The organism is Xanthomonas sp. NCPPB 3200, from assembly GCF_056393585.1.
This window is the reverse complement of record NZ_CM150785.1, coordinates 1836271-1857931: the sequence shown is the minus strand read 5'-3', so window position 1 is coordinate 1857931 and position 21661 is coordinate 1836271. Positions and strand designations below refer to the sequence as shown.

The window sequence follows — 21661 nt, the reverse complement described above, 5'->3', positions numbered from 1 at the left end:
GCGCGGGCCGGGGCGCGGGGGTTGGGGTGAGGGTCCGCGGCGAAGCCACTGGTGACGTCTAACCGCGCGAGGCTTCGCCCCGTACCCTCATCCGCCCTCCGGGCACCTTCTCCCGGTGGGAGAAGGAATAGCGCGCACCAGCGAGCTCAGCGATGCTCGGCTTCGGTCGTGAAACTTTCCCCGCAGCCGCACTCGGCAGTCGCGTTGGGATTGCGGAAGGTAAAGGTCTCGCTCAGGCCGTGCTTGCCGAAATCGATGCAGGTGCCATCGACCAGCGGCAGGCTGACCGGGTCGACGAAGATGCGCACGCCCTCCTGCTCGAACACCGCGTCGTCGTCGCGTTTCTCGCGCGCCAAGTCGGTGACATGGCCCCAGCCCGAGCAACCGGTCTTGGTCACGCCAAAGCGCAGACCCAGCGTCCCCGGGGTCTGCTGCACGAAACGCTGCACGCGCTCCAGCGCGGCGGGGGTGAGGCTGATGGCCATGGGGGGTGCTCCGGAAACGATGGTGGCAAGTATAGCGAGGCTGCAATCACCGGGGCTGCAGCCGCTGCGACGACGTGTTCCCCAGATGGGGCCATGTCCGGCCTTGGACAAGCGCAACCATCCGCAAGCGGTTCAGATGCTCGCGCCGGCGCGCCCGCAGCCAGTAAACTCGCAGACCATTCAAAGTCGCTACGGCGAGGACAAGTCATGACGGTGGTCAGCGTTGAACATGCGCTTGCGGGAAAACTCCCGGAAGGCGGCGAAGTCACGGTACGGGGGTGGGTGCGCACGCTGCGCGGATCTGCCGGACTGGCCTTCATCAACGTGACCGATGGCTCCTGCTTCGCTCCGATCCAGGTGGTGGCCAACGACACCCTGCCCAACTTTGACGAGATCAAGCGCCTGACCAGCGGTTGCTCGTTGATCGCCAAGGGCGTGCTAGTGAAGTCGCAGGGCAAGGGTCAGTCGTTCGAGATCCAGGCCAGCGGCGTGGAGATCGTCGGCTGGGTCGAAGACCCGCTGACCTACCCGATCCAGCCCAAGCCGATGTCGCCGGAGTTCCTGCGCGAAGTGGCGCACCTGCGCCCGCGCACCAACCTGTTCGGCGCAGTCACCCGCATCCGCAACTGCCTGGCGCAGGCGGTGCACCGCTTCTTCCACCAGAACGGCTTCAACTGGATCAGCACCCCGATCATCACCACCTCCGACGCCGAAGGCGCCGGGCAGATGTTCCGCGTCTCCACGCTGGACATGGTCAACCTGCCGCGCGATGCCAGCGGCGCGGTGGATTTCAGCCGCGACTTCTTCGGCAAGGAAACCTTCCTGACCGTGTCCGGCCAGCTCAACGTGGAGGCCTACTGCCTGGCGCTGAGCAAGGTCTACACCTTCGGCCCGACCTTCCGCGCCGAGAACAGCCACACCACGCGCCATCTGGCCGAATTCTGGATGATCGAGCCGGAAATCGCCTTTGCCGATCTGGCCGAAGACGCGCGCCTGGCCGAGCAGTTCCTCAAGTACCTGTTCCGCGCGGTGCTCGACGAGCGTGGCGACGATCTGGCATTCCTGGCCGAGCGCGTGGACAAGAACGCGATCGCCAAACTCGAGGCCTTCATCAATGCCCCGTTCGAGCAGATCGACTACACCGAGGCGGTGAAACTGCTACAGAACTCGGGCAAGAAGTTCGACTTCCCGGTCGAATGGGGCCTGGACCTGCAGACCGAGCACGAGCGCTGGCTGACCGAGGAACATATCGGCCGCCCGGTGGTGGTGACCAACTACCCCGAGCACATCAAGGCCTTCTACATGCGCCTGAACGATGACGGCAAGACCGTCGCGGCGATGGACGTGCTGGCGCCGGGCATCGGTGAGATCATCGGCGGCAGCCAGCGCGAAGAGCGTCTGGATGTGCTGGATGCACGCATGGCGCAGTTCGGCCTGGACCAGGAGCACTACAGCTGGTACCGCGATTTCCGCCGCTACGGCTCGGTGCCGCATGCCGGCTTCGGCTTGGGGTTCGAGCGCCTGGTGGTCTACGTGTGCGGGCTGAGCAATATCCGCGACGCCATCCCCTACCCGCGCGCGCCGGGCAGCGCCGAGTTCTGATGTGAGCCTACTGGCCGCCGCCACGCTGCAGTTGCTGGCCTTCGCGGCGGCGTTGCTGGGCGCCGGCATCGCCGGGGTGCGCGGCGTCCGGCTGGCGCAGCGGGCAGCCGCACATCCGGGTGCCAGCGCGTGGTGGCAGGGTGACACGGCACGCAGGGCGATCATCCACGCCGTGCGTCCGCTATGGTGGACCATCACTGCGCTGGTGATCAGCGCAGCACTTCCCCAACTCGCACTGATGCTGGCGGGCACATGACCCTGTTCTTTGCACTGTGTTTTGTCGGTGTGGCGGTTGCCGGCCTCACCGCCTTGCTGATCTTCTGGCCGCTCACGCTGGTGCACCTGCGCGACCGACATCCCGAGGCGCTGGCCAGCTTCGGCGAGCCGGCCTTCATCAGTCCTGCGGCGCTGCGCTGGTTGCTGGCGCGGCGCTACCGCAGCCATCGCGACAGTGCGCTGTCCGGCCTGGCCACGCCGGCCTGGCTGTCGCTGCTGACCATCTTCTTCGGCCTGGGCATGGCAGCCCTGCTCGGCCTGCTTTCCAAGGTAATGCCATGAATACACCGCAAGACACCGCACATGACGACCACGATTCGTGGTGGCTGGCCACGATCGGCCGCACGCTGATCTGGGCGCGCCTGCGCGTGAAGCAGGCCGGTACCGCCGAAGTCCTGGACAGCGACGGCAAGATCCTGCCTTACGACAGCGAAGACAGCGCCCGCGCGGCCTTGTTCGATGCCGAATTCGTCGCGCTCGACGGGCTGGACGAAGAAGACGCGCTGATGCGTGGCTTCTCGCTCGATGAGGTCTCGCCGCCGCGCGGCGACGACGATGCGGACCTGCACGAACGCATGGTGCTGACCCTGGGCGGTCGCGCCTGACATGTACGCCCCACGCGCGTTCGCGCAGACCGATCTGGCCTTGCTGGACTGGCTGATCGCGCGCGACCCGTTCGTCACCATCATCAGCCACGGCGAGGACGGACAGCCGGCGATCTCGCATCTGCCGGTGCTGTACCGACGCGATGCGCAATCCGTGGTCATCGAAGGCCACTGGGCGCGCCCCAATCCGCAGGCACGCAACCCCGGCGATGCGGTCCTCGTGGTGCAGGGTCCACACGCCTATGTGTCGCCGAGCTGGTATCCGGACAAGGAAGCGGCCGCACGCGTGCCGACCTGGAACTACGCCGTGGCGCATCTGCATGGACGCTGCGAGCAGGTGAGCGATGAGGCGGCGCTGGGCGAGCTGATCGGCCGCATGAGCACCCACTTCGAACAACGCGTCGGCAGCGACTGGCTGTTCGAGATGGAACGCGACAGCCACCGCCGCCAGTTACGCGGCCTGATTGGCTTCCGCTTCGTTCCCAGCCGCATCGAGCTGACCTTCAAGCTCAGCCAGAACCATCCGGCCGCCAATCAGCGCAGCGTCAGCCAGTTCCTGGCGCAGCAACCCGACCAAGCCTCGAACGCGATCGCAGCGTTGATGCAGGCGGCCATGGACGCCAATCCGACGCGCTGAGACGGCCTCAGTTGCGCATTGGAAAGACGGATCACCAGAGGGTTGGGACGCGTCGGCCACATTGTCGGCCAACGCCGGCGTGCCTGGCCCCCTATTTCCCCGAAGGCTAGTGCAACTCAGCCAGCCCGGCGCGATCGCTGCGGCACAAGCGCCTCACAGGGATCGCTGCCACAGCCGGATGCGGGATCAAGCGGAGAAAGTCCTTGCGCGATTGCATAGCGGGTGAGCTGGGCAATGCTTTGAATATTGAGTTTCAACATGCAGTTTTCGCGATGCGTGCCCACCGTTTTCACGCTCAAGTGCAAGCGCGTGGCAATCTGCCTGGTCGACAGGCCTTCGGAGTAGAGCTGCACGATTTCGCGCTCACGTGAGGTCAGCCGGGTATACGCAGAATCGTCTTTGGCGGCTCGACGCAGTCCTGCGATCAACGAACGCGACATCTGCGGACTGATATAGATCTGATCCTGACCAACGAGTTGAATCGCACGCAGCAACTCGGCGAAGGTACTGGTTCGCGCCAGATAGGCTTTTGCGCCAGCTTCGAAGACCGCGCTGGCACGCATGCAGGCATCGGACGGAGCAATGCAGATTGCCCGGCTGCCGGGACTGCGTTGAATCAAACGTCGCGTCAGATCGATGCCATTGAGGCCAGGGAGCAGGACATCCACCAGGACGATATCCGGCTGCTCTCTGGCAGCGATCTGCAGACACGCCAGTCCGTCTTCGGCATGCCCCACCACTTCGAAACCCGGAACCTTTTGCAGCAAAGCGACCATGCCTTCCACGAGGATGGTGCGATCAGCAGCGACGACGATACGTGTCTTCATCATTCCCTCGGTTACACGAATGGGGACCGCGATGTGCAGCGGCATTCGAGCGGCGCGCTGCAGCGAATCGACAGATGCTCGGCAGGAGCACTTGAGCGAGCTTGTCATACGCTCATCTCGACACCATCGGTTCTGGACTGATTTGGCGACCGTCGAATGCTGGTTTGCACAACGGTGTAGATGTCGGTGCGACGCAATGACGGGTAGGTTTGACTGAAGTGTGTTACGCACGTTGCACCGGAGCCGAAGCGGACTGTGCCGCTCCGAACCAACCCACACCGCCACCTAATGCTTGGCACGCTGTGCCAGACATCGTTTCTGCATAAGACTGCCGATAAAAGCGAACGCGGTTCCAGCTGCAGCTCAACCGCGAAAGATTACGAATCGCCGGACATCATCTGCCTGGCAAGGCCAGTCAGTTGCTGACGCACCTGATCCAGACGCGGGTCCGCTTCCAACTCGCGCTGCAGGTCCAGCAGACCTGCGGCAAGTTCGCCACGCGCGCGGATACCTTCGGACTCGACCGATGCGCGCTGAGACTGGATCGCTGCAGCGGCGTGTTGGCTGGAATCGCCGCGTACGACCGTTTCCATGACATCGACCATGCGTTGCAGCAGGCGATAGACGGCACTTGCCGAAAATCCACCCATCATCGCCAATGCGGGTTTTCCGAACGCGCCCAGGCTACTTTCGGCAAACAGATCCTCCGGCAACAACTCCACCAAGATCAGACCGGCGATGAAGCCCAGAATCATGCGCGCGGCATAGGAAGAATCGAATCGCGGATCGTACGTCGCGTCGGCGACGTAACGATGGGCCTGGAACAGGGCGGAAAACGCTGCGCCAAGCCCGGCACAGGCCAGGATGAACATCACATTCCAGCCCAGCGTACTGCCCGAGGAGTCGAGAAATCCCAGCGCGATGTTCTGCTCGTTGACAAGGCTGGACATCGCCAGCCCGACCACTGAGGCAAGACAGCCGACCGAGCTTAAGGTCAAGGTGCGGATCAGCGGAATTGGACCGAGCCAGCGCAAAAAGCCACCGCGCAAACGCTCCCGCTCGATCAGCACCACCGCTTGCGGCGTTGCGGGTTGGATCGCGCAAACTAGCTGTCGGTGCAAAGCGGCCAGTTCGCGCGCGCCAGCTTCGCCATGCAGGGAGGTGCCAGGCATCACCCGTAGTTCCGCCAACCGGCCAGGCAGATCGGCGGACATCGCCAACCCCTGCTTTAGCGCATACGACACCATGGCCCGACATTCGAGCTCCAGCTGTTCAAGCACGCTGGAGAAGACCGGCCCGGTGAATCCTGCCGACGAGACGGACTGGGCCACCGCGCGTCGCCGCAGGCCGACGCGCATCCTGGTTCGCTTCCACATAAATGATTCCCAACATGCAGGCGCGCATCCAGCCCGACCTCAGGGCATCCGTTCGAACAGCGCCGTATCGCGCTGACCTTTCACAACAAGAGCAAGCTCTGCGCTGCCATCGTCGCGAATCCGCAGACTGGCTTGGCCATCGCTGAGCTGGCGGCAATAGCCTCTATCGTTGGCCCCGACCCAGGCATTCAACGCGCCTGCCGCACGCCCGGCATAGCGCAATTCCACCTGGCAGTCGCGGGGGGCGCCATAGCGCAGGCGACCGAGCACGTCTCCCGGGCGGACGGTGGTCGCCACAATCTCCAGCTGGGCGGAAATCAGGCCCGCCCCACGCCAGCGCCCCGCTTCGGCCAAACCTGCGCTGCTCTGATCCAAGGCAACGACCAACGGCGAATCGCGGCCGGGCAGCGTGAGTTGCATGCCGGACGTCGCACCCTCCGTCACCTCAAGCTGGGCGCGGCCACCGGCTAGCGCATCGCAAAACCTGCCGCCATTGCGAGACAGCAGCGCGTAACCGTCCGGCTGCGCTCGTAGCTCCAGCGCACAATTGAAAGGAGGTCCAAACCGCACGTCCGCCGTTTGGGTGCCGTCGGCTCCCACCGCGCGCCCGCTCAGGCGGACATAAACCGGGCCCGCACCGCCGCTGGCGGACAGGATTCCGCGCCAGTCACCCGTCGGAATGCTACCAGCCGGAGCGGCCTGTACTGCAGTCAACGAAAGACACAAGGCCAGTGCTGAGGTGATGCGGAGAACGTGACGTCGATGATGAGGTTGGGTAGACATGAGAAAGCTCCGATAAGAAGTTGGACAGGATGGAAAGATCGATCAAGCTGCTGCTCAGCACACCGGCTGCAGTAACTACCAGAACTGCAACCAAGCAAATGATGGAGATGGATCGCCGCCGGCACCGAGACCGCCGGCAAAGATCCGCATGCAGGGCCGCCACATCGGTTCCCAGCCGCTCGGCGAGCGCGCGGGCATCGGCGTCTGACAGCAGCAACCTCACGGCACCGCTCCGGGATCGGAAGATGGCACGTCCACGAACGGATGAAGCGTCCATTCCTTCAGCGCGATGCCATCGAACCAAAGCACGCCCCGCGGACACTCGCTGCCTTGATAGCCGATTTTCAGCGCGTGGCTTGGCGTACGGCTGCGTGGCGGCGCGATACGCAGCGCCAGTCCGGGAGCGCCGTCGCTCTGCGTGACCGGCTCTATTTGCACTTGCAGCGTCAACGAAAACTCGCTGATTTGCGATAGCCGCAGCGCACGCAATTGGCAGACCGGAATGGACAGCAGGGTCTCCCTTTCGCCCTGGGCCGTTCCTTCATCATGCATGCAGCGAACCTGCATGTCGCAGGCGGCCACCGCAGCATCCACCAGTGCGGCGTGGCGCTGACGGCATCGCTGTTGCGCTTGTCGGACGGCCTGGTCGAGCAGCTCCACGAAGGCGTCCAGGGAATAGCCCGCGTGTGCCATCTACGACTCCGTCAGCCAGATCGGCTTGCGCTTGAACCCAACGTGATAGCACAACCATTGCAGCACCACCTGATGCTCGCCCAGCTGCACAATGGTGAAGCTCTTCTCGATCCCGAGAATCGTTCCCTTGGGTGCTTCACTGAGGCAGCGATTGAGCAGATGCTGCGCGGCCTCGACCTGCTCGGCGGTCTGCATCTTTGCCGGGTTGTCGCTGCCGACGACGATGCGCTTGATGTAGCTCACTTCTGACAAATCGATCATCGGCAACGACTCGGGTGATAGAAAGGTGTAGGACTCAACAGCGACGCTTACGGCACCGGCACAGGCGCAGTGACTTTACGTGGCGCTGCGGCGGTCTGCAGGATGTCGAGCACGCGCGACAGCCCTTCAGGGGTACCGCGATCTTCGGCGTGCAATGCGACGTGATACTTGGCCGAGTTATCGGAAGAGCGCGTGTTTTCCTTGTGGCTGGACACCGCCCCCTGCACGTTGACCTTGGCCTTGAACACGCCCCAGCCGACGCTTGCCTCCAAATCCACCTTGAGGCTCTTGTCTTCGGCTTCCTTTTCCGAAAACGAGGATTTGACTTCCATGTCGAAGGTCACGTCCACGGTCTGAATGCTCAAATTGGGAACGTTGACCAAGGTCAGCAGCGGCACGACGATCTCGACTTCCTCCTCGGCCATCCCGGTACCGCTGGGGTCTTCGACCGGGCGTTTGAACTTGAACTGCGCGGTCCGCGTACCGCCGTTTCCGTTGGGATCGGCAGCAGGGTCGGTCGGCGGCAGAAAACCGATGACCTTGATGAAGTCGGCGGTGGCGCGGGCCAGCATGACTTGCGCATCGCAGGCTGCACGCAACGGGGCGCCGATCAGGTCCGCCATCGGCAGGCCCTTGAATTGGTCGGACATATTGACAATATCGCTCATGGTGTTCTCCTGAAGAGTGGTTGTTTGAAAAACAATCGATGACGGCGGGGATCAATCGCCCTTGACCGTCTTGAACACGCCTTGCGACTGCGCAAGGCGATTGATGAGACGTGCCACGCCTTCGGTCGGCTCGCTGCCTTCCACGCGTAACACGACATGCACCGCACTGTGCCGCGCACTTTTTGCATTGGAGCCGAGGTCGATGCCGATCTGGCCGGGCAGCGCTGGCGGCTTGGGATGCCAGTCATCCACTGCGGCAGGAACCGCCAGCGACGCCGGCAACGCGGCTTCGTCCAGTTCGCTAAGCTCGCCGAGTTGTGCATCGAAGCTGATCTCTACGTCCTTGATGCGCAGGACGTTGGACGACACCAGCGGCAACAGCGGTGCGCGATACAGGTCTTCGTCGTTCTCGCCCGCTTCCGGGTGCTGCGACGGCAAGCGGATCAGAACGCTTCTGGGACGGTTGTCCTCGTCAAAGAACGCGCCCAGGTTAGCCATCTGGTGCTGTTCGATCCGGTCCTGGGCGTCGATAACTGCCCCGGCCAGCGCTTCGATCAGATCATTGAGGGAGATTTGCGCCATGTTGGGCTCGTTGGTCGGAGATGTCGCGGGGACGGTGACGGCTCAGACCGCGCTGGGAAAGCTATCCACGCGTGCCAGCCACCCCTTGAGAAACTTGCCAAGCGCCGGTCGCGCGGCGACCAGTCGCTGGTAGTAGTCCTTGCGGCCGACCTTGTAGCGTGCATACAGGTCTTGCTGGTTGCTGGATGCCAGGGCGGCGAAGGTCGCCGGCCCCATCCGTCCGTCCAGCACCAGCGCGCCGCCGGTCTGGGCGTTGAGCACGGTCTGCAGCAGCTTGATCGCGTTGCCGCCGGCGTTGACATAGAAGTCGAACAAGATGTTGGCCAACGGCTGCAGTGCGATTTGGTCGGCGCGTAGCCGGTCCCAGTACTGCGTCTTGTAAATGACCCCGGCTTGGGCATCGGTCAATGCACGCAGGTTCGCCAAGCTTGGCTCCACGCCGAGCAAGTTCTGGGCGCAGGCCTTGAAGGTCAGCAGCGTGATGCCTTTGTTGGTGGCACCGCCCGGATCGGCGGGGTCGTTGACGAAGCCGCCCTCGTGCTTGAGCAGGGTTGGAAAAAACATGTTGAAGTCAGCCATCGGCGCCACCTGTTGAATTGATCGGTGGCGCCAGTTTCCGCATCGGTGCAATAGCGGCACATCGGCCCTTCACCGATACTACGAAGCCTGAAAGCTGATTCATCCCGGGCCCCGACAGGGGCCACCAACACTGCGTTTTCTGGAATACTGCGCGCATGAACGAGCTCAACCATTTGCTTGAAAACAACCGTGCCTGGTCCGAGCGCATCCGCCGCGAGGACCCGGAATTCTTCTCCAAGCTGTCCACCCAGCAGACGCCCGAGTACCTGTGGATCGGCTGTTCTGACTCGCGCGTGCCGGCCAACCAGATCATCGACATGGCCCCGGGCGAGGTGTTCGTCCACCGCAACATCGCCAACGTGGTGGTACATACCGACCTGAACTGCCTGTCGGTGATCCAGTTCGCCGTCGACGTGCTCAAGGTCAAGCACATCCTGGTGGTCGGCCATTACGGCTGCGGCGGCGTGTTCGCCAGCCTGACCCAGAAGCGCATGGGCCTGGTCGACAACTGGATCCGCCACGTCACCGATGTGGCCGACAAGCACGAGGCCTGCCTGCACGAGGCGGGCGACCTCCCGGTGCAGCACGCGCGCCTGTGCGAGCTCAACGTGCTCGAGCAGGTGGTCAATGTCTGCCGCACCACCATCGTGCGCGACGCCTGGGACCGCGGCCAGGCACTGCAGGTGCATGGCTGGGTCTACAGCCTGCGCGACGGACGTGCGCACGACCTGGGTATGTCGATCGACCGCCCGGAGCTGCTGCAGGAACGTTACGACGCCGCACTGGCGCGCATCCAGGCCGATCACGCCGAACGCTGAGCCGCACCCGCACGCCATCCAGCCGCGGCGCCCATCGGCGCCGTCGGTTGGCTATGCTGGACGTCTTCTTTGCCGAGGAACGTCGATGCTGGTCCCGCCGATCAACCTGCAAGCCTGGATCGAGCAACACCGCCACCTGCTCAAGCCGCCGGTGGGCAACAAGTGCATCCAGCAGGACGGCTTCATCATCATGATCGTCGGTGGGCCGAATGCGCGCACCGACTATCACTACGACGAAGGCCCGGAGTGGTTCTTCCAGCTCGAAGGCGAGATGGTGCTGAAGGTGCAGGACGAAGGCGTGGCACGCGACATCCCGATCCGCGCCGGCGAGATCTTCCTGCTGCCGCCGAAGGTGCCGCATTCGCCGCAACGCGCGGCCGGCTCGATCGGCCTGGTGATCGAACGCGAACGCTTGCCCAACGAGCAGGACGGGCTGCAGTGGTATTGCCCGCAGTGCAATCACAAACTGTACGAGGCGATGTTTCCGCTGCAGGACATCGAAACCGATTTTCCGCCGGTGTTCGATCATTTCTATCGTTCGCTCGCGCTGCGCACCTGCAGCCAGTGCGGGCATCTGCACCCTGCGCCGGAGCGCTATGCCACTGTCGAGGCATGAGTGGGCGATGGCCGGGGCAATTCCAGGCACGCGTCGCACAGGTCTTCGAGCGCATTCGCTCGGCGGTGGCCATCGGCGCGCCGCCGCGCCCTCGCAATGCCGCGCAACGCAATGACGATGCAGCTGCGCGCAGCGCACCGTGTGTCGAGCGTGTGCACGCGCCGCAGCCGCGCCGTGCGTCCGCATTGAACCCCATGCCATGCTGCGCACGCTGATCGACCTCAAGCCGCGCGACGTGCCATTGCGCGTTGCGTTGCGTAACACCGCCGCGGTGGTGCTGCCGCTGGCGGTCGGCGTGGCCACCGGGCATGTCGCCGCCGGTCTGGCCGTGTGTACCGGCGCGCTCAACACCATGTTCACAGACCAGCCCGGCCCGTATCGTGCGCGCCTGCAGCGCATGCTGATGGCCGCGCTGGCAGCGGGCCTGGCTGCGTTGCTTGGCATCTGGGTCGGCCACAACACCCCGGCATTGGTGATCGCCGGGCTGCTGCTCGGTCTTGGCGGCGGCTTGCTGGTGGCACTTGGCCCGGTGGCAGCGCGGGTGGGGCTGACCAGCATGATCCTGCTGGTGGTCAGCGCCGACATGCGCCTGCCGGTGCAGCAGGCCGCGGGCGTGGCGGCATTGATCTTCGCCGGCGGCCTGCTCCAGGTAGTGCTGGCACTGGCGGCCTGGCCATTGCAACGCTATCGCCCGGAGCGCTTCGCGCTGGCCGACCTGATGCGTCAACTGGCCGGCATCGCACGCCAGCGTCCGGAAGCCAGCGCCCCGCCACCGGCCACCCAGGAAGTGCTCGATGCGATGGTGATGCTGCATGGCGAGCATCGCTCGCGCGCGATCGCCGTGCAGAGCTTCCGCATCATCGCCGAGCTGTGCGAGCGCGTACGGCTCGAGCTGCTGTCGCTGGCCGATGTCGATACCCGCCTGACCGACTCGCAAGCGCGCCCAGCGATCGAGCGCGTGCTCGAACGCAGCGCCATCGTGCTGGAACAGCTCGCGCATGCGATGACGGTGGGCGAAGACCCGCTCGCCGCCAATGCCTCGATGACCGGCTTCGACGATCTGGTCGCCGCACTGGCGCAGTTCCAGCACGACAACGCCGATACCCGCGAGCGCCGGCTGGTGCGGGTGGCGGTGGCGCGCGCGCAAGGCCTGGGCGGCCAGCTGCGCGCCCTGATCCGCAACGCGCATTGGGCCAGCAGCCGTGGCGAGATCCAGGCGCAGCTGGCCGAAGCGCGCCTGCCGGCGGCACTCAGGCCCGCGGCGACCTGGGCCACGCTGCGCGCGAACCTGGATCTGTCCTCGGTGGCGTTCCGGCATGCCTTGCGTTGCGGCGTGTGCCTGGCGCTGGCGATCGCCTTCCAGCGCTGGCAGCAGATCCCGCACGGCTTCTGGATTCCGATGACCACCGCCATCGTGCTCAAGCCGGATTTCGGCGGCACTTTCAGCTTCGGCGCCTTGCGCGTGGCCGGCACCTTCGTCGGCCTGCTGGTGGCGACCTTGCTGGCGCACCTGGCGATGGACGGCGCCAGCGTCCGCCTGGCGTTGCTGGCGCTGTTCTGCCTGGGCTTCCGCCTGCTGACGCAGGTGAATTACGGCATCGGCGTGGCGTTTCTGACCGGCATGCTGGTGCTGCTGCTGTCCTTCGAAGGCGTGGCACCGGGCGAGGCCATCGGTGCGCGTCTGCAGGCCACGGTCGCCGGCAGTGCATGGGCGTTGATCGCCTACGCGGTGTGGCCCACGCGCGAGCGTCGGCATATCCGCGCCTCGCTGGCGCAGCTGCTGAGCGCCTATCGCGATCATCTGCGCAATCTGCTGCTCGGCAGGATGGAGGATCTGGGCGACACCCGCGCTGCCGCACGCGTGGCGCGCACCAACGCGCAGGCCTCGATCGAACGCCTGCGCGGCGAGCCACGCAGCCGGCGCAATCTGCACGAGCTCAAACTCGCCGAATCCTTGCTGACCAACGGCAACCGGCTGATCCGCGCCACCCTGTCGCTGGAGGCGGTGCTGCGCGACGGCCATCCCCTGCCTGCGCTGGAAGCGCTGCCCGCCTTCGCGCAACAGGCCGACCAGGCATTGTCCGAGCTGATCGCCTGCCTGGTCGACGGCGGCATTCCCGCCGCAGCCACCCTGCGCGGCGCCGAGCGCCAGCTGTCCGATGCATTGGCCGCCCTGCCCGACGGCTCGCCCGCCACCGCCGCACTGGCCGACACCATCGACCGCATCACCGACAGTATCGGCACCTTGACGCATCTACTGCGCCCTGCCCGGCCAGCCTCGACCACCGCTGCAACCGAGGCAGCGGCCGCGCATGACGGCGCACACGGTGCCGGCGGGTAAACTGCGTCACTGACCTGCGTTGCGAGCCGTGATCATGACCGACCTGCTGTCCCGCGCCCATGCCGTTGCCCTGGACGCCGCCGACCCGCTGCGCCACCTGCGCGATGACTTCGTGTTCCCGCAGCATGCCGGCCAGGACCAGACCTATTTCGTCGGCAATTCGCTGGGCCTGCAGCCGCGCGGCGCGCGCGCGATGGTGGCCGAGGTGCTCGACCAGTGGGGCGCGCTCGCGGTGGAAGGCCACTTCACTGGTCCCACCCAGTGGCTGACCTATCACCAGCTGGTGCGCGATGGCCTGGCGCGCGTGGTCGGCGCACAGCCCGGCGAGGTGGTCGCGATGAACACGCTGAGCGTCAACCTGCATCTGATGATGGCCAGCTTCTACCGGCCCACGCCCGAACGTGGCGCCATCCTGATCGAAGCCGGCGCGTTTCCGTCCGACCGCCATGCGGTGGAATCGCAACTGCGCCTGCATGGGCTGGATCCGGCCACGCAGCTGATCGAAGTGGAAGCCGACCAACCCAATGGCACGGTATCGATGGCGGCGATCGCCGATGCCATCGCACGGCACGGTCCGCGGCTGGCGCTGGTGCTGTGGCCCGGCATCCAGTACCGCACCGGCCAGGCCTTCGAGCTGGGCGAAATCGCGCGGCTGGCACGCGCGCAGGGCGCGATGGTGGGTTTCGACCTGGCGCATGCGGTCGGCAATATCGCGTTGACGCTGCACGACGACGGCGCGGATTTTGCGGTGTGGTGCCACTACAAATATCTCAACGCCGGCCCCGGCGCGGTGGGTGGCTGTTTCGTGCACGCACGCCATGCCAACAGCGACCTGCCGCGCATGGCCGGTTGGTGGGGACACGAGCAGCAGAGCCGCTTCCGCATGCAGCCGCAGTTCGTGCCCTCGCCTGGCGCCGAAGGCTGGCAGCTGAGCAATCCGCCGGTGCTGGCGCTGGCGCCGCTGCGCGCGTCGCTGGAGCTGTTCGATCAGGCCGGCATGCCGGCGCTGCGTGCCAAGTCCGAACAACTCACCGGGCACCTGGAACAGCTGATCCACGCCCGCGTGCCGCAGGTGCTGCAGATCATCACCCCGGCCGAGCCGGCGCAACGCGGCTGCCAGTTGTCGTTGCGGGTGGCCGGTGGCCGCGCGCAGGGGCGCTCGCTGTTCGAGTACCTGCAGTCGGTCGGCGTGCTCGGCGACTGGCGCGAGCCAGACGTGATCCGCATCGCACCGGTGCCGCTGTACAACCGCTTCAGCGATCTGCATCGGTTGGTCGAACAGGTGGAAACCTGGGCCAGCGCCTGAGTACGCACGGCACAGACTGTGCCATCGACCAGATCGGTGCGTGGGCCGGAACCGGCACACGCGCACGTACACTCCGAACCCGCACCTGGCTGATCGCGGCAGGTGCCGTTGCCAGCCATCCCCGTTCTCCCCCTTCGCCGGCACTTGCGTCCGGCCGCTGCCGGATACCGCATTGAGCGCAGTCTCTCCCCGTTCCCTGACCTTGATCGGCGCTGGCCTGGCCGGTTGCCTGCTGGCCATCCTGTTGTCGCGCCGCGGCTGGCAGGTCACCGTCTACGAGCGCCGCGGCGATCCGCGCATCAAGGGCTACGAGTCCGGCCGCTCGATCAACCTGGCGCTGGCCGAGCGCGGCCGCCATGCGCTGCGCCAGGCCGGTGCCGAAGACGCGGTGATGGCCAAGGCGGTGATGATGCGCGGGCGCATGGTGCATCCGTTGATCGGCGAAACGCAGCTGCAACGCTACGGACGCGACGACAGCGAAGTGATCTGGTCGATCCACCGCGCCGCGTTGAACGTCGCACTGCTGGATCTGGCCGAACAGGCTGGTGCACGCGTGCATTTCTATCGCCGCCTGCACACGGTGGACTTCGATGCCGGCTATGCGCGCTTCATCGACGACCGCGACGACCAGCCGCACGAAATCCACTTCCAGAGCCTGATCGGCAGCGATGGCGCCGGCTCGGCGTTGCGCGCGGCGATGCAGCGCAAGTCGCCGCTGGGCGAGCGCACCGAATTCCTCGATCACTCCTACAAGGAGCTGGAAATTCCGCCATTGCCCGGTGGCGGTTTCCGCATCGAAGGCAATGCGCTGCACATCTGGCCGCGCGGGCGCTACATGTGCATCGCGCTGCCCAACGACGGCGGCACCTTCACCGTCACGCTATTCCTGCCCAACGCCGGCGAGCCCAGCTTTGCCACCACGCGTACCGGCGACGAAGCGCTGGCCCTGTTTGCGCGTGATTTTCCCGATGCCCTGCCGCTGATCCCGCAGCTCAAGGAGCATTGGGAAGAACATCCGCCCGGCCTGCTCGGCACCCTCACCCTGGACCGCTGGCATCTGGGCGGCCGCGCACTGCTGATCGGCGACGCCGCGCACGCGATGGTGCCGTTCCACGGCCAGGGCATGAACTGCGCGTTCGAAGATTGCGTGGCGCTGGCAGAGCAGCTGGATGCGCACGAGGATCTGGAAACTGCGTTTGCCGCGTTCCAGGCCGCACGCCATGACGACGCCGCAGCGATCCAGCAGATGGCGCTGGAGAATTACCTGGAGATGCGCGACCGCGTCGACGATCCCGATTTCCTGCTGCAACGCGCGCTCGAACAGCAATTGCAGGCGCGCTGGCCCACCCGTTTCGTGCCGCATTACACGATGGTGACCTTCCTGCGCACGCGCTACTCGATCGCCCTGGCGCGCAGCGAGATCCAGCGCCAGATCCTGGTCGAGGCCACGCGCGGGCACAGCGACCTGTCGCGCATCGACTGGGCCGCGCTGGAAGCGGTCGTGCATGCGCGCCTGCAGCCGCTGGAAGGCGCGCACTGATCCACCCGCACAGGCCGGCGTCAGCAGGCGTAGGCGCGGATAAGAGATACTAGGCGGCACTGGCGGCGCCCTGCGCAGCGCGCCGCGGACCTGGATTTCATACGGCATGCCTGACAGCTTTCTCTTCTACGACCTGGAAACCTTCGGCCAGGATCCACGCCGCACGCGTATCGCACAGTTCGCCGCGGTGCGTACCGATGCGCAACTGCGCGTGATCGAAGAGCCGATCAGTTTCTATGTGCAACCGGCCGACGATCTGCTGCCCTCGCCGTACGCGACCATGGTCACCGGCATCACCCCGCAACACGCACTGCGCGAAGGCGTGAGCGAGGCCGAAGCGTTCGCGCGCATCTCCGAGCAGATGAGCCGGCCGCAGACCTGCACGCTGGGCTACAACTCGATCCGCTTCGACGACGAGTTCGTGCGCTGCGGGCTGTTCCGCAATTTCTACGACCCGTACGAGCGCGAGTGGCGCGGCGGCAATTCGCGCTGGGACCTGCTCGACGTGTTGCGGCTGGTGCATGCGCTGCGCCCTGACGGCATCGTCTGGCCGCAGCGCGAAGACGGCGCCACCTCGTTCAAGCTCGAACACCTGGCCGATGCCAACGCAGTGCGCGAAGGCGACGCGCACGAGGCGCTGTCGGACGTGTACGCCACCATCGGCATGGCGCGCAGGTTCCAGCAACATCAACCCAAGTTGTGGGACTACGCACTGCGCCTGCGCGACAAGCGCTTTGCTGCGGCGCTGCTGGACGTCATCGCGATGCAGCCGGTGCTGCATATCTCGCAGCGCTATCCCGCCTCGCGCATGTGCGCCGCCGCGGTGCTGCCGTTGACGCGCCATCCGCGCATCGACAGCCGCGTGATCGTGTTCGATCTGGATGGCGACCCTGAAGTGCTGTTGCGCCTGAGCCCGGACGAGATCGCCGACCGGCTGTATATCCGCGCCGCCGACCTGCCCGAAGGCGAGCAGCGCATTCCGCTCAAGGAAGTGCACTTGAACAAGTCGCCGGCGCTGGTGGCCTGGCAGCATCTGCGCGCAGCGGATTTCCAGCGCCTGGGCATCGACCACGACGCGGTGCTGGCCAAGGCTGCACGCCTGCGCGAGCTCGGCCCTGAGCTGGCCGAAAAAGTGCGCCAGGTGTACGGCAACGAGCGCGCTGCCGCGCCGGCGGTCAACGATGCCGATGCCTCGCTCTACGACGGCTTCCTGGCCGAAGGCGACAAGCGCCTGCTGGCGCAGGTGCGCGCCAGTGCGCCGGCCGAACTGGGCGCACTGGAGTCGCGCTTTCGCGACCCGCGCCTGGTCGAGTTGCTGTTCCGCTACCGCGCCCGCAACTGGCCGCAGACGTTGTCGTTCGAAGAGCAGGAACGCTGGAACGTCTATCGCCGTCAACGCCTGCTCGACGACCGTGGCCTGGGCGAGCTCACGCTCGATCAATTCCATGCGCAGATCGCGGATTTACGGCTTGCTCACCCCGACGATGCTACCAAGCAGTCCCTGCTCGATCAGCTCGCCGCCTGGGGTTTGGACCTCCAACGCACGCTATGACCACCTATTTTTCCGACGCCAGTTTCAAGTTCCTGCGCGCACTGGCGCGCCACAACGACAAGACCTGGTTCAACGATCACCGGCATCAGTACGAGGCGCATGTGCGCCAGCCGTTCCTGCAGCTCATCACCGACCTGCAGCCGGCCCTGGCCGAGGTCAGCGAGCACTATCGCGCCGACCCCAAGACCCAGGGCGGCTCGCTGTTTCGCATCTACCGCGATGCACGTTTTTCCAACGACAAGTCGCCGTACAAGAACTGGCAGGGCGCGCGCCTGTTCCATGAGCGCCGCCGCCAGGTGCCGGCGCCGTCGTTCTATATCCATCTGCAGCCGGGCGAGAGCTTCGTCGGTGCCGGGCTGTGGCATCCGGAGCCGGACACCCAGCGCAAGCTGCGCCAGTTCATCTTCGACAATCCCGCCAACTGGAAAGCGGCCGCCTACGAACCCAGACTGCGCCGCAAGTTCGCGCTGGATGACAGCGAGAAACTGGTGCGTGCACCGCGCGGCTTTCCCAACGAGTTCGAGTTCATCGACGATCTCAAGCACCGCAACTGGGCCTACCTGCGTCATCTCGACGATGCCGTCATGACTGGCCCGCGCCTGCGTCAGACCATCGAGGCCGACCTGGTGGTGCTGGCGCCGTTCGTCGATTATCTGTGCGCCGCGCTGGATCTGGAATTTTGATGGATCGCGCGGCGCCGACGGCCATCGACGCGGCGCCGGCGATCGGCACACCGAAGCGATCTCTCGCTGCGCGGCGCTGTGCATCGCTGCGTCTTGCACCAACCACCGCGATGGACTGCACACCATGAACAAACGCTGGTTGCTGTTGCCCGTACTGGCCGTACTGCTGCTTGTCAGCTATGTGGTTGCAGGCCCGTACCTGGCCATTCGCGGCATCAGCCAAGCCGTCGCCAATCGCGACACGGCGCAACTGGAACGCCATGTGGATTTCCCCAGCCTGCGGGTCAACCTCAAGGCGCAGCTGGACGATTACCTGGTCCGCCAGGCCGGCAGCCGCATGCAATCGAGCCTGCTCGGCGGGTTCGCCCTGCAGCTCGCCAGCGGTATCAGCGGTGCCGGCGTGGACACGCTGGTGACGCCGCTGGGCATCGGCGCGCTGCTGCAAGGCCATAGCGTGTGGAATCGCGTCACCGGCACCACCGTCAGCCCGGACACCTATGCGGCCCCGGCGCCGGCGCGTCCGCTGCAAGGCGCCGAGCAGCGCTTCGAATCCACCCGCCGCTTCACCGCCACCACCCGCACCGCGACCGGGGCGCCGGTGGTGTTCGTGCTGACCCGGCAAGGGCTGCGCTGGCGGCTGACCGATATCCAGCTGCCGCTGGCAGATGCGGAAACTTCGCTGCCCCCATGACCGCGCGCCTGCGAGCGCGGTCGAAGTGTTCTCCTTCGCAGGCTGACGCCGCGCGCCGGACAGCGGCTCACGAAAACCGCCAGGCCCGCTCCATCCACGCTGCCTGCAGCCGCAGCATCGACGGCCGCAGTTGCCGGCGCGCCGGCCACGGCAATGTCGCCAGTGCATGCTCCGCAGTGCCCGGCGTGCGTTTGCCGTTCCAGGCGTATAGCAGCTGGTTGCGCGGATCCGGCTCGGGCAGCAGCAGCACCCGCCCATCGAATACCTCGCGCAGCGCGGCCAGATGCCCGGCCAGCGGCACCTGGAACAGGTTCAGCGCCAGCACACCGCCGGGCGTCAGCGCAGCGCGGCAAGCGGCGTAGAACTCGGGGGTGCACAACGCCGGTGGGATGCCATCGGCATCGTAGGCATCCAGCAGCAACAGGTCGTAGCGCCCGGCACGCGTACCGATCCATTGCGCACCGTCGCCATGCGTGACCTCAAGCCGCGCATCGTCGCGCGGCACGCCAAACGCATCGCGCAACGCCAGCACCTGCGCATCGGCGTCCACCGCCTCGATGCGCGTGCTGCGCAGATAGCGGTGGCAGAACTTGGCCTGCGCGCCGCCGCCGAAGCCGATCAGACCGATGCGTTCGGGCCGCGGCTGCAGCCACAGCGCCGCCAGCATGCCGCGCGTATACGGCAGCATCAGCCGGTACGGTGCCCAGCGCGACATGCGGGTCTGCACGGTGTCGTCGGCGAAGTACAACTCCAGCTGGCGCCAGCTGGAGCGCAGCGCGGCGCGTCCGGCCGGCTTCGGTGCCTCGCTCACCTGCCCGGCAGATCGTTGGCCACACCATGCGGTACGTGGCCGGCCGCCACGTGCTGGTGCTGGCGCGCACTGTCGATGTTGTGCTGCGAATCGTCGAAGAAGATGTCCGCGCCAAACGCCTCCAGGAACGGCCCCTTGTGCCGCCCACCGAGGAACAGCGCCTCGTCCAGACGCACGCCCCACTCGCGCAGGGTGCGGATCACCCGTTCGTGCGCCGGCGCCGAGCGCGCGGTGACCAGCGCGGTGCGGATCGGCGAGGCCTCGCCCGGCGGGAATGCCGCCTGCAGCGCATGCAGCGCCGACAGGAAATTGCGGAACGGCCCCACCGACAACGGCTCGCGCGCTCGTTCGCGCTCGTGGCGCCCGAATGCCTCCACGCCCTGCTCGCGCGAGATGCGTTCGCTCTCGTCGCCGAAGATCACCGCATCGCCGTCGAAGGCGATGCGCAGTTGGGTCGACAGGCGGCTTTCGTCGTTGTCCACGATCGCCGCGGCGGCCTCGGCGCGTTCGCCCGGCGCGCGCGGCATGATGGTCGCCGCCGCAATGCCATGGGTCAGCGCACGCCGTACCGACTCCGGGTTGGCCGACAGGAACAGGTCGGTGCCGAACGGCTTCACGTACGGCCAGGTCGGCTGACCCGAGGTAAAGGTCGCCCGCACGATGCCCAGGTTGTAGTGCTGGATCGAATTGAAGATGCGCAGCCCGGTGTCGGCGGAATTGCGCGACAGCAGGATCACTTCCACACGCGGGGTTTCTTCGGGCACATCGTGGTTGAGCGCCAGCAGCTTGCGCACCACCGGAAAGGCCACGCCCGGCTCCAGGATGTCGTCCTCATGCTCGCGCTGGAACGCCGAATACGCCTCCACGCCATCGGCCTCGAACAGCGCGTGGCCTTCTTCGAGATCGAACAGCGCGCGCGAGGTCACTGCGACGGTCAGGAGTCTTGGGGAATTATCAGCCATTGGGGTGCCGGGAATGGGGAATCGGGATTGGGGATTGGTTTAAAGCAGGAACTGGATCGGGATTTGATCGCCCATCTGCGCAGCATCGTAGCGCGTGCGCGCGTTCTAAAGACGACGTAGCACGCTGCTGCCGTTGCCAATCCCGAATCCCCACTCCCCAATCCCCGCTCCTCAAACCGCAAACTGTTCGCTGAAGATGCGCTCTTCCAGATTGTGTTCGGGATCGAACAGCAGCGTCACCTGGCGCTGGGTGGATTCGCGGATGGTCACTTCGACCACGTCGCGGATCTCGTGCGAGTCGGCGGTGACGCTGACCGGGCGCTTGTACGGGTCCAGCACGCGGAAGCACACTTCGGTGTCGGCCTTGAGGATGGCGCCACGCCAGCGGCGCGGGCGATACGGGGCGATCGGGGTCAGTGCCAGCGTGTGCGAGCCCAGCGGCAGGATCGGCCCGTGCGCGGAATAGTTGTAGGCGGTGCTGCCGGCTGGCGTGGCGACCATGACACCGTCGCCGATCAGCTCGGCGATGCGGGTCTGGCCATTGAGATCCACGCTCAGGTGCGCGGCCTGGCGGGTCTGGCGCAGCAGCGAGACCTCGTTGTAGGCCAGCGACACCGTGCTGGCACCGGACTCGGTCTGCACCTGCATTTCCAGCGGGCGCAGGTGCGCCGGTTCGGCACGTTGCAGACGCGCGAGCAGGTCGTCCTCGTCGTCGCGGTACTGGTTCATCAAGAACCCGACCGAGCCCAGCTTCATGCCGAACACCGGCTTGCTGGCAGCGCCGTGCCGGTGCAGGGTCTGCAGCATGAAGCCGTCCCCGCCCAGGGCACAGACGATGTCGGCGGTGTCCAGCGCATGATCGCCATAGCGCTGCACAAGACGCGCGCGCGCGGTCACCGCCGGCTCGGCGTGACTGGCGAGAAAGGCAATCCGGGGTGGTGCGGTCATCGTTGACTCCAGAGCATGC

At 65.9% G+C, this 21661-nt stretch carries 25 protein-coding genes; 13 read left to right on the top strand and 12 right to left on the bottom strand.

What is annotated here, in order from left to right; translation table 11 throughout:
* Positions 1-146: 146 nt before the first annotated feature.
* Positions 147-485 carry a HesB/IscA family protein gene (locus tag AC06DU_RS08075; RefSeq protein ID WP_016904198.1) on the bottom strand — a complete coding sequence of 113 codons (339 nt, stop codon included), beginning with the start codon at positions 483-485 and terminating at the stop codon, positions 147-149.
* A 207-nt stretch (positions 486-692) separates the two neighbouring features.
* Here AC06DU_RS08075 and asnS point away from each other — a divergent pair, with 207 nt between their 5' ends.
* Genes asnS through AC06DU_RS08050 form a run of 5 tightly spaced genes read left to right on the top strand, consistent with a single transcriptional unit; the run spans position 693 to position 3605 of the window.
* Positions 693-2087, top strand: a complete 1395-nt coding sequence (asnS, locus tag AC06DU_RS08070) for an asparagine--tRNA ligase (protein WP_039511777.1) — start codon at positions 693-695, stop codon at positions 2085-2087.
* Position 2088: 1 nt separating this feature from the next.
* Complete coding sequence (locus AC06DU_RS08065) at positions 2089-2343, top strand: hypothetical protein (protein ID WP_478204000.1); 255 nt, start codon at positions 2089-2091, stop codon at positions 2341-2343.
* The gene (locus AC06DU_RS08060; RefSeq protein WP_047125582.1) at positions 2340-2645 is read left to right on the top strand and encodes a hypothetical protein; all 306 of its coding nucleotides are present in this window, start codon (positions 2340-2342) and stop codon (positions 2643-2645) included. Before AC06DU_RS08065 ends, AC06DU_RS08060 begins: the two co-directional genes overlap by 4 nt.
* On the top strand, positions 2642-2968 hold the full coding sequence (locus AC06DU_RS08055) for a hypothetical protein (protein WP_478203998.1): 327 nt from the start codon (positions 2642-2644) through the stop codon (positions 2966-2968). The genes AC06DU_RS08060 and AC06DU_RS08055 overlap by 4 nt, the downstream gene beginning before the upstream one ends.
* A gap of 1 nt (position 2969) precedes the next feature.
* The gene (locus tag AC06DU_RS08050) at positions 2970-3605 is read left to right on the top strand and encodes an FMN-binding negative transcriptional regulator (protein WP_478203997.1); all 636 of its coding nucleotides are present in this window, start codon (positions 2970-2972) and stop codon (positions 3603-3605) included.
* A gap of 116 nt (positions 3606-3721) precedes the next feature.
* On the opposite strand, the gene AC06DU_RS08045 is transcribed toward AC06DU_RS08050, so the two are convergent.
* From AC06DU_RS08045 to AC06DU_RS08010, 8 genes are all read right to left on the bottom strand, one after another.
* Positions 3722-4435 (bottom strand): LuxR C-terminal-related transcriptional regulator, encoded by a 714-nt coding sequence (locus tag AC06DU_RS08045; RefSeq protein WP_052767946.1) that lies wholly within the window; start codon positions 4433-4435, stop codon positions 3722-3724.
* A 374-nt stretch (positions 4436-4809) separates the two neighbouring features.
* Complete coding sequence (locus tag AC06DU_RS08040; RefSeq protein ID WP_478204385.1) at positions 4810-5679, bottom strand: hypothetical protein; 870 nt, start codon at positions 5677-5679, stop codon at positions 4810-4812.
* 168 nt (positions 5680-5847) lie between these two features.
* Positions 5848-6591 (bottom strand): hypothetical protein, encoded by a 744-nt coding sequence (locus AC06DU_RS08035; protein ID WP_228600863.1) that lies wholly within the window; start codon positions 6589-6591, stop codon positions 5848-5850.
* A 219-nt stretch (positions 6592-6810) separates the two neighbouring features.
* Positions 6811-7284: a hypothetical protein gene (locus AC06DU_RS08030; protein ID WP_478203995.1), complete on the bottom strand. Its 474-nt coding sequence runs from the start codon at positions 7282-7284 to the stop codon at positions 6811-6813.
* Positions 7285-7545: a hypothetical protein gene (locus AC06DU_RS08025; protein WP_126968397.1), complete on the bottom strand. Its 261-nt coding sequence runs from the start codon at positions 7543-7545 to the stop codon at positions 7285-7287.
* A 47-nt stretch (positions 7546-7592) separates the two neighbouring features.
* Complete coding sequence (locus AC06DU_RS08020; RefSeq protein WP_167704157.1) at positions 7593-8213, bottom strand: DUF2589 domain-containing protein; 621 nt, start codon at positions 8211-8213, stop codon at positions 7593-7595.
* 51 nt (positions 8214-8264) lie between these two features.
* Positions 8265-8795 carry a DUF2589 domain-containing protein gene (locus tag AC06DU_RS08015; RefSeq protein ID WP_039520615.1) on the bottom strand — a complete coding sequence of 177 codons (531 nt, stop codon included), beginning with the start codon at positions 8793-8795 and terminating at the stop codon, positions 8265-8267.
* 42 nt (positions 8796-8837) lie between these two features.
* Positions 8838-9374, bottom strand: coding sequence for a glycoside hydrolase family 108 protein (locus AC06DU_RS08010; RefSeq protein WP_478204383.1), 537 nt, complete (start codon positions 9372-9374; stop codon positions 8838-8840).
* Between the two features lie 155 nt (positions 9375-9529).
* Here AC06DU_RS08010 and can point away from each other — a divergent pair, with 155 nt between their 5' ends.
* The 8 genes from can (at position 9530) to AC06DU_RS07970 (ending at position 18921) form a co-directional block, all read left to right on the top strand.
* Positions 9530-10192 (top strand): carbonate dehydratase, encoded by a 663-nt coding sequence (gene can / locus AC06DU_RS08005; RefSeq protein WP_104574135.1) that lies wholly within the window; start codon positions 9530-9532, stop codon positions 10190-10192.
* Between the two features lie 85 nt (positions 10193-10277).
* Positions 10278-10808 (top strand): 3-hydroxyanthranilate 3,4-dioxygenase, encoded by a 531-nt coding sequence (locus AC06DU_RS08000; RefSeq protein ID WP_024939857.1) that lies wholly within the window; start codon positions 10278-10280, stop codon positions 10806-10808.
* Positions 10809-11007: 199 nt separating this feature from the next.
* Positions 11008-13149 (top strand): FUSC family protein, encoded by a 2142-nt coding sequence (locus tag AC06DU_RS07995; protein ID WP_478203994.1) that lies wholly within the window; start codon positions 11008-11010, stop codon positions 13147-13149.
* A 34-nt stretch (positions 13150-13183) separates the two neighbouring features.
* A complete protein-coding gene (gene kynU, locus AC06DU_RS07990) occupies positions 13184-14455 on the top strand; it encodes a kynureninase (RefSeq protein WP_104569011.1) in 1272 nt (423 codons plus the stop codon).
* Positions 14456-14627: 172 nt separating this feature from the next.
* Positions 14628-15995 (top strand): FAD-dependent oxidoreductase, encoded by a 1368-nt coding sequence (locus AC06DU_RS07985; RefSeq protein ID WP_167708748.1) that lies wholly within the window; start codon positions 14628-14630, stop codon positions 15993-15995.
* A 106-nt stretch (positions 15996-16101) separates the two neighbouring features.
* The gene (sbcB, locus tag AC06DU_RS07980; protein ID WP_184516955.1) at positions 16102-17547 is read left to right on the top strand and encodes an exodeoxyribonuclease I; all 1446 of its coding nucleotides are present in this window, start codon (positions 16102-16104) and stop codon (positions 17545-17547) included.
* Positions 17544-18230, top strand: a complete 687-nt coding sequence (locus tag AC06DU_RS07975) for a DUF2461 domain-containing protein (protein WP_024940671.1) — start codon at positions 17544-17546, stop codon at positions 18228-18230. The genes sbcB and AC06DU_RS07975 overlap by 4 nt, the downstream gene beginning before the upstream one ends.
* Positions 18231-18354: 124 nt before the next feature.
* Positions 18355-18921, top strand: coding sequence for a DUF2939 domain-containing protein (locus AC06DU_RS07970; protein WP_478203993.1), 567 nt, complete (start codon positions 18355-18357; stop codon positions 18919-18921).
* A 67-nt stretch (positions 18922-18988) separates the two neighbouring features.
* Here AC06DU_RS07970 and AC06DU_RS07965 read toward each other — a convergent pair whose 3' ends face one another.
* From AC06DU_RS07965 to AC06DU_RS07955, 3 genes are all read right to left on the bottom strand, one after another.
* Complete coding sequence (locus AC06DU_RS07965; RefSeq protein ID WP_478203992.1) at positions 18989-19732, bottom strand: spermine/spermidine synthase domain-containing protein; 744 nt, start codon at positions 19730-19732, stop codon at positions 18989-18991.
* On the bottom strand, positions 19729-20694 hold the full coding sequence (locus tag AC06DU_RS07960; protein ID WP_184380067.1) for a 5'-nucleotidase: 966 nt from the start codon (positions 20692-20694) through the stop codon (positions 19729-19731). Before AC06DU_RS07960 ends, AC06DU_RS07965 begins: the two co-directional genes overlap by 4 nt.
* A 171-nt stretch (positions 20695-20865) precedes the next feature.
* A complete protein-coding gene (locus AC06DU_RS07955; protein ID WP_016902458.1) occupies positions 20866-21642 on the bottom strand; it encodes an NAD kinase in 777 nt (258 codons plus the stop codon).
* Between the last annotated feature and the right edge of the window lie 19 nt (positions 21643-21661).

Excerpts from the sequence above, each read along its gene's own strand:
- AC06DU_RS08075 (WP_016904198.1), bottom strand. The coding sequence starts at position 485 with ATGGCCATCAGCCTCACCCCCGCCGCGCTGGAGCGCGTGCAGCGTTTC.
- asnS (WP_039511777.1), top strand. The coding sequence starts at position 693 with ATGACGGTGGTCAGCGTTGAACATGCGCTTGCGGGAAAACTCCCGGAA.
- AC06DU_RS08060 (WP_047125582.1), top strand. The coding sequence starts at position 2,340 with ATGACCCTGTTCTTTGCACTGTGTTTTGTCGGTGTGGCGGTTGCCGGC.
- AC06DU_RS08055 (WP_478203998.1), top strand. The coding sequence starts at position 2,642 with ATGAATACACCGCAAGACACCGCACATGACGACCACGATTCGTGGTGG.
- AC06DU_RS08050 (WP_478203997.1), top strand. The coding sequence starts at position 2,970 with ATGTACGCCCCACGCGCGTTCGCGCAGACCGATCTGGCCTTGCTGGAC.
- AC06DU_RS08045 (WP_052767946.1), bottom strand. The coding sequence starts at position 4,435 with ATGATGAAGACACGTATCGTCGTCGCTGCTGATCGCACCATCCTCGTG.
- AC06DU_RS08040 (WP_478204385.1), bottom strand. The coding sequence starts at position 5,679 with ATGGTGTCGTATGCGCTAAAGCAGGGGTTGGCGATGTCCGCCGATCTG.
- AC06DU_RS08035 (WP_228600863.1), bottom strand. The coding sequence starts at position 6,591 with ATGTCTACCCAACCTCATCATCGACGTCACGTTCTCCGCATCACCTCA.
- AC06DU_RS08030 (WP_478203995.1), bottom strand. The coding sequence starts at position 7,284 with ATGGCACACGCGGGCTATTCCCTGGACGCCTTCGTGGAGCTGCTCGAC.
- AC06DU_RS08025 (WP_126968397.1), bottom strand. The coding sequence starts at position 7,545 with ATGATCGATTTGTCAGAAGTGAGCTACATCAAGCGCATCGTCGTCGGC.
- AC06DU_RS08020 (WP_167704157.1), bottom strand. The coding sequence starts at position 8,213 with ATGAGCGATATTGTCAATATGTCCGACCAATTCAAGGGCCTGCCGATG.
- AC06DU_RS08015 (WP_039520615.1), bottom strand. The coding sequence starts at position 8,795 with ATGGCGCAAATCTCCCTCAATGATCTGATCGAAGCGCTGGCCGGGGCA.
- AC06DU_RS08010 (WP_478204383.1), bottom strand. The coding sequence starts at position 9,374 with ATGGCTGACTTCAACATGTTTTTTCCAACCCTGCTCAAGCACGAGGGC.
- can (WP_104574135.1), top strand. The coding sequence starts at position 9,530 with ATGAACGAGCTCAACCATTTGCTTGAAAACAACCGTGCCTGGTCCGAG.
- AC06DU_RS08000 (WP_024939857.1), top strand. The coding sequence starts at position 10,278 with ATGCTGGTCCCGCCGATCAACCTGCAAGCCTGGATCGAGCAACACCGC.
- AC06DU_RS07995 (WP_478203994.1), top strand. The coding sequence starts at position 11,008 with ATGCTGCGCACGCTGATCGACCTCAAGCCGCGCGACGTGCCATTGCGC.
- kynU (WP_104569011.1), top strand. The coding sequence starts at position 13,184 with ATGACCGACCTGCTGTCCCGCGCCCATGCCGTTGCCCTGGACGCCGCC.
- sbcB (WP_184516955.1), top strand. The coding sequence starts at position 16,102 with ATGCCTGACAGCTTTCTCTTCTACGACCTGGAAACCTTCGGCCAGGAT.
- AC06DU_RS07975 (WP_024940671.1), top strand. The coding sequence starts at position 17,544 with ATGACCACCTATTTTTCCGACGCCAGTTTCAAGTTCCTGCGCGCACTG.
- AC06DU_RS07970 (WP_478203993.1), top strand. The coding sequence starts at position 18,355 with ATGAACAAACGCTGGTTGCTGTTGCCCGTACTGGCCGTACTGCTGCTT.
- AC06DU_RS07960 (WP_184380067.1), bottom strand. The coding sequence starts at position 20,694 with ATGGCTGATAATTCCCCAAGACTCCTGACCGTCGCAGTGACCTCGCGC.
- AC06DU_RS07955 (WP_016902458.1), bottom strand. The coding sequence starts at position 21,642 with ATGACCGCACCACCCCGGATTGCCTTTCTCGCCAGTCACGCCGAGCCG.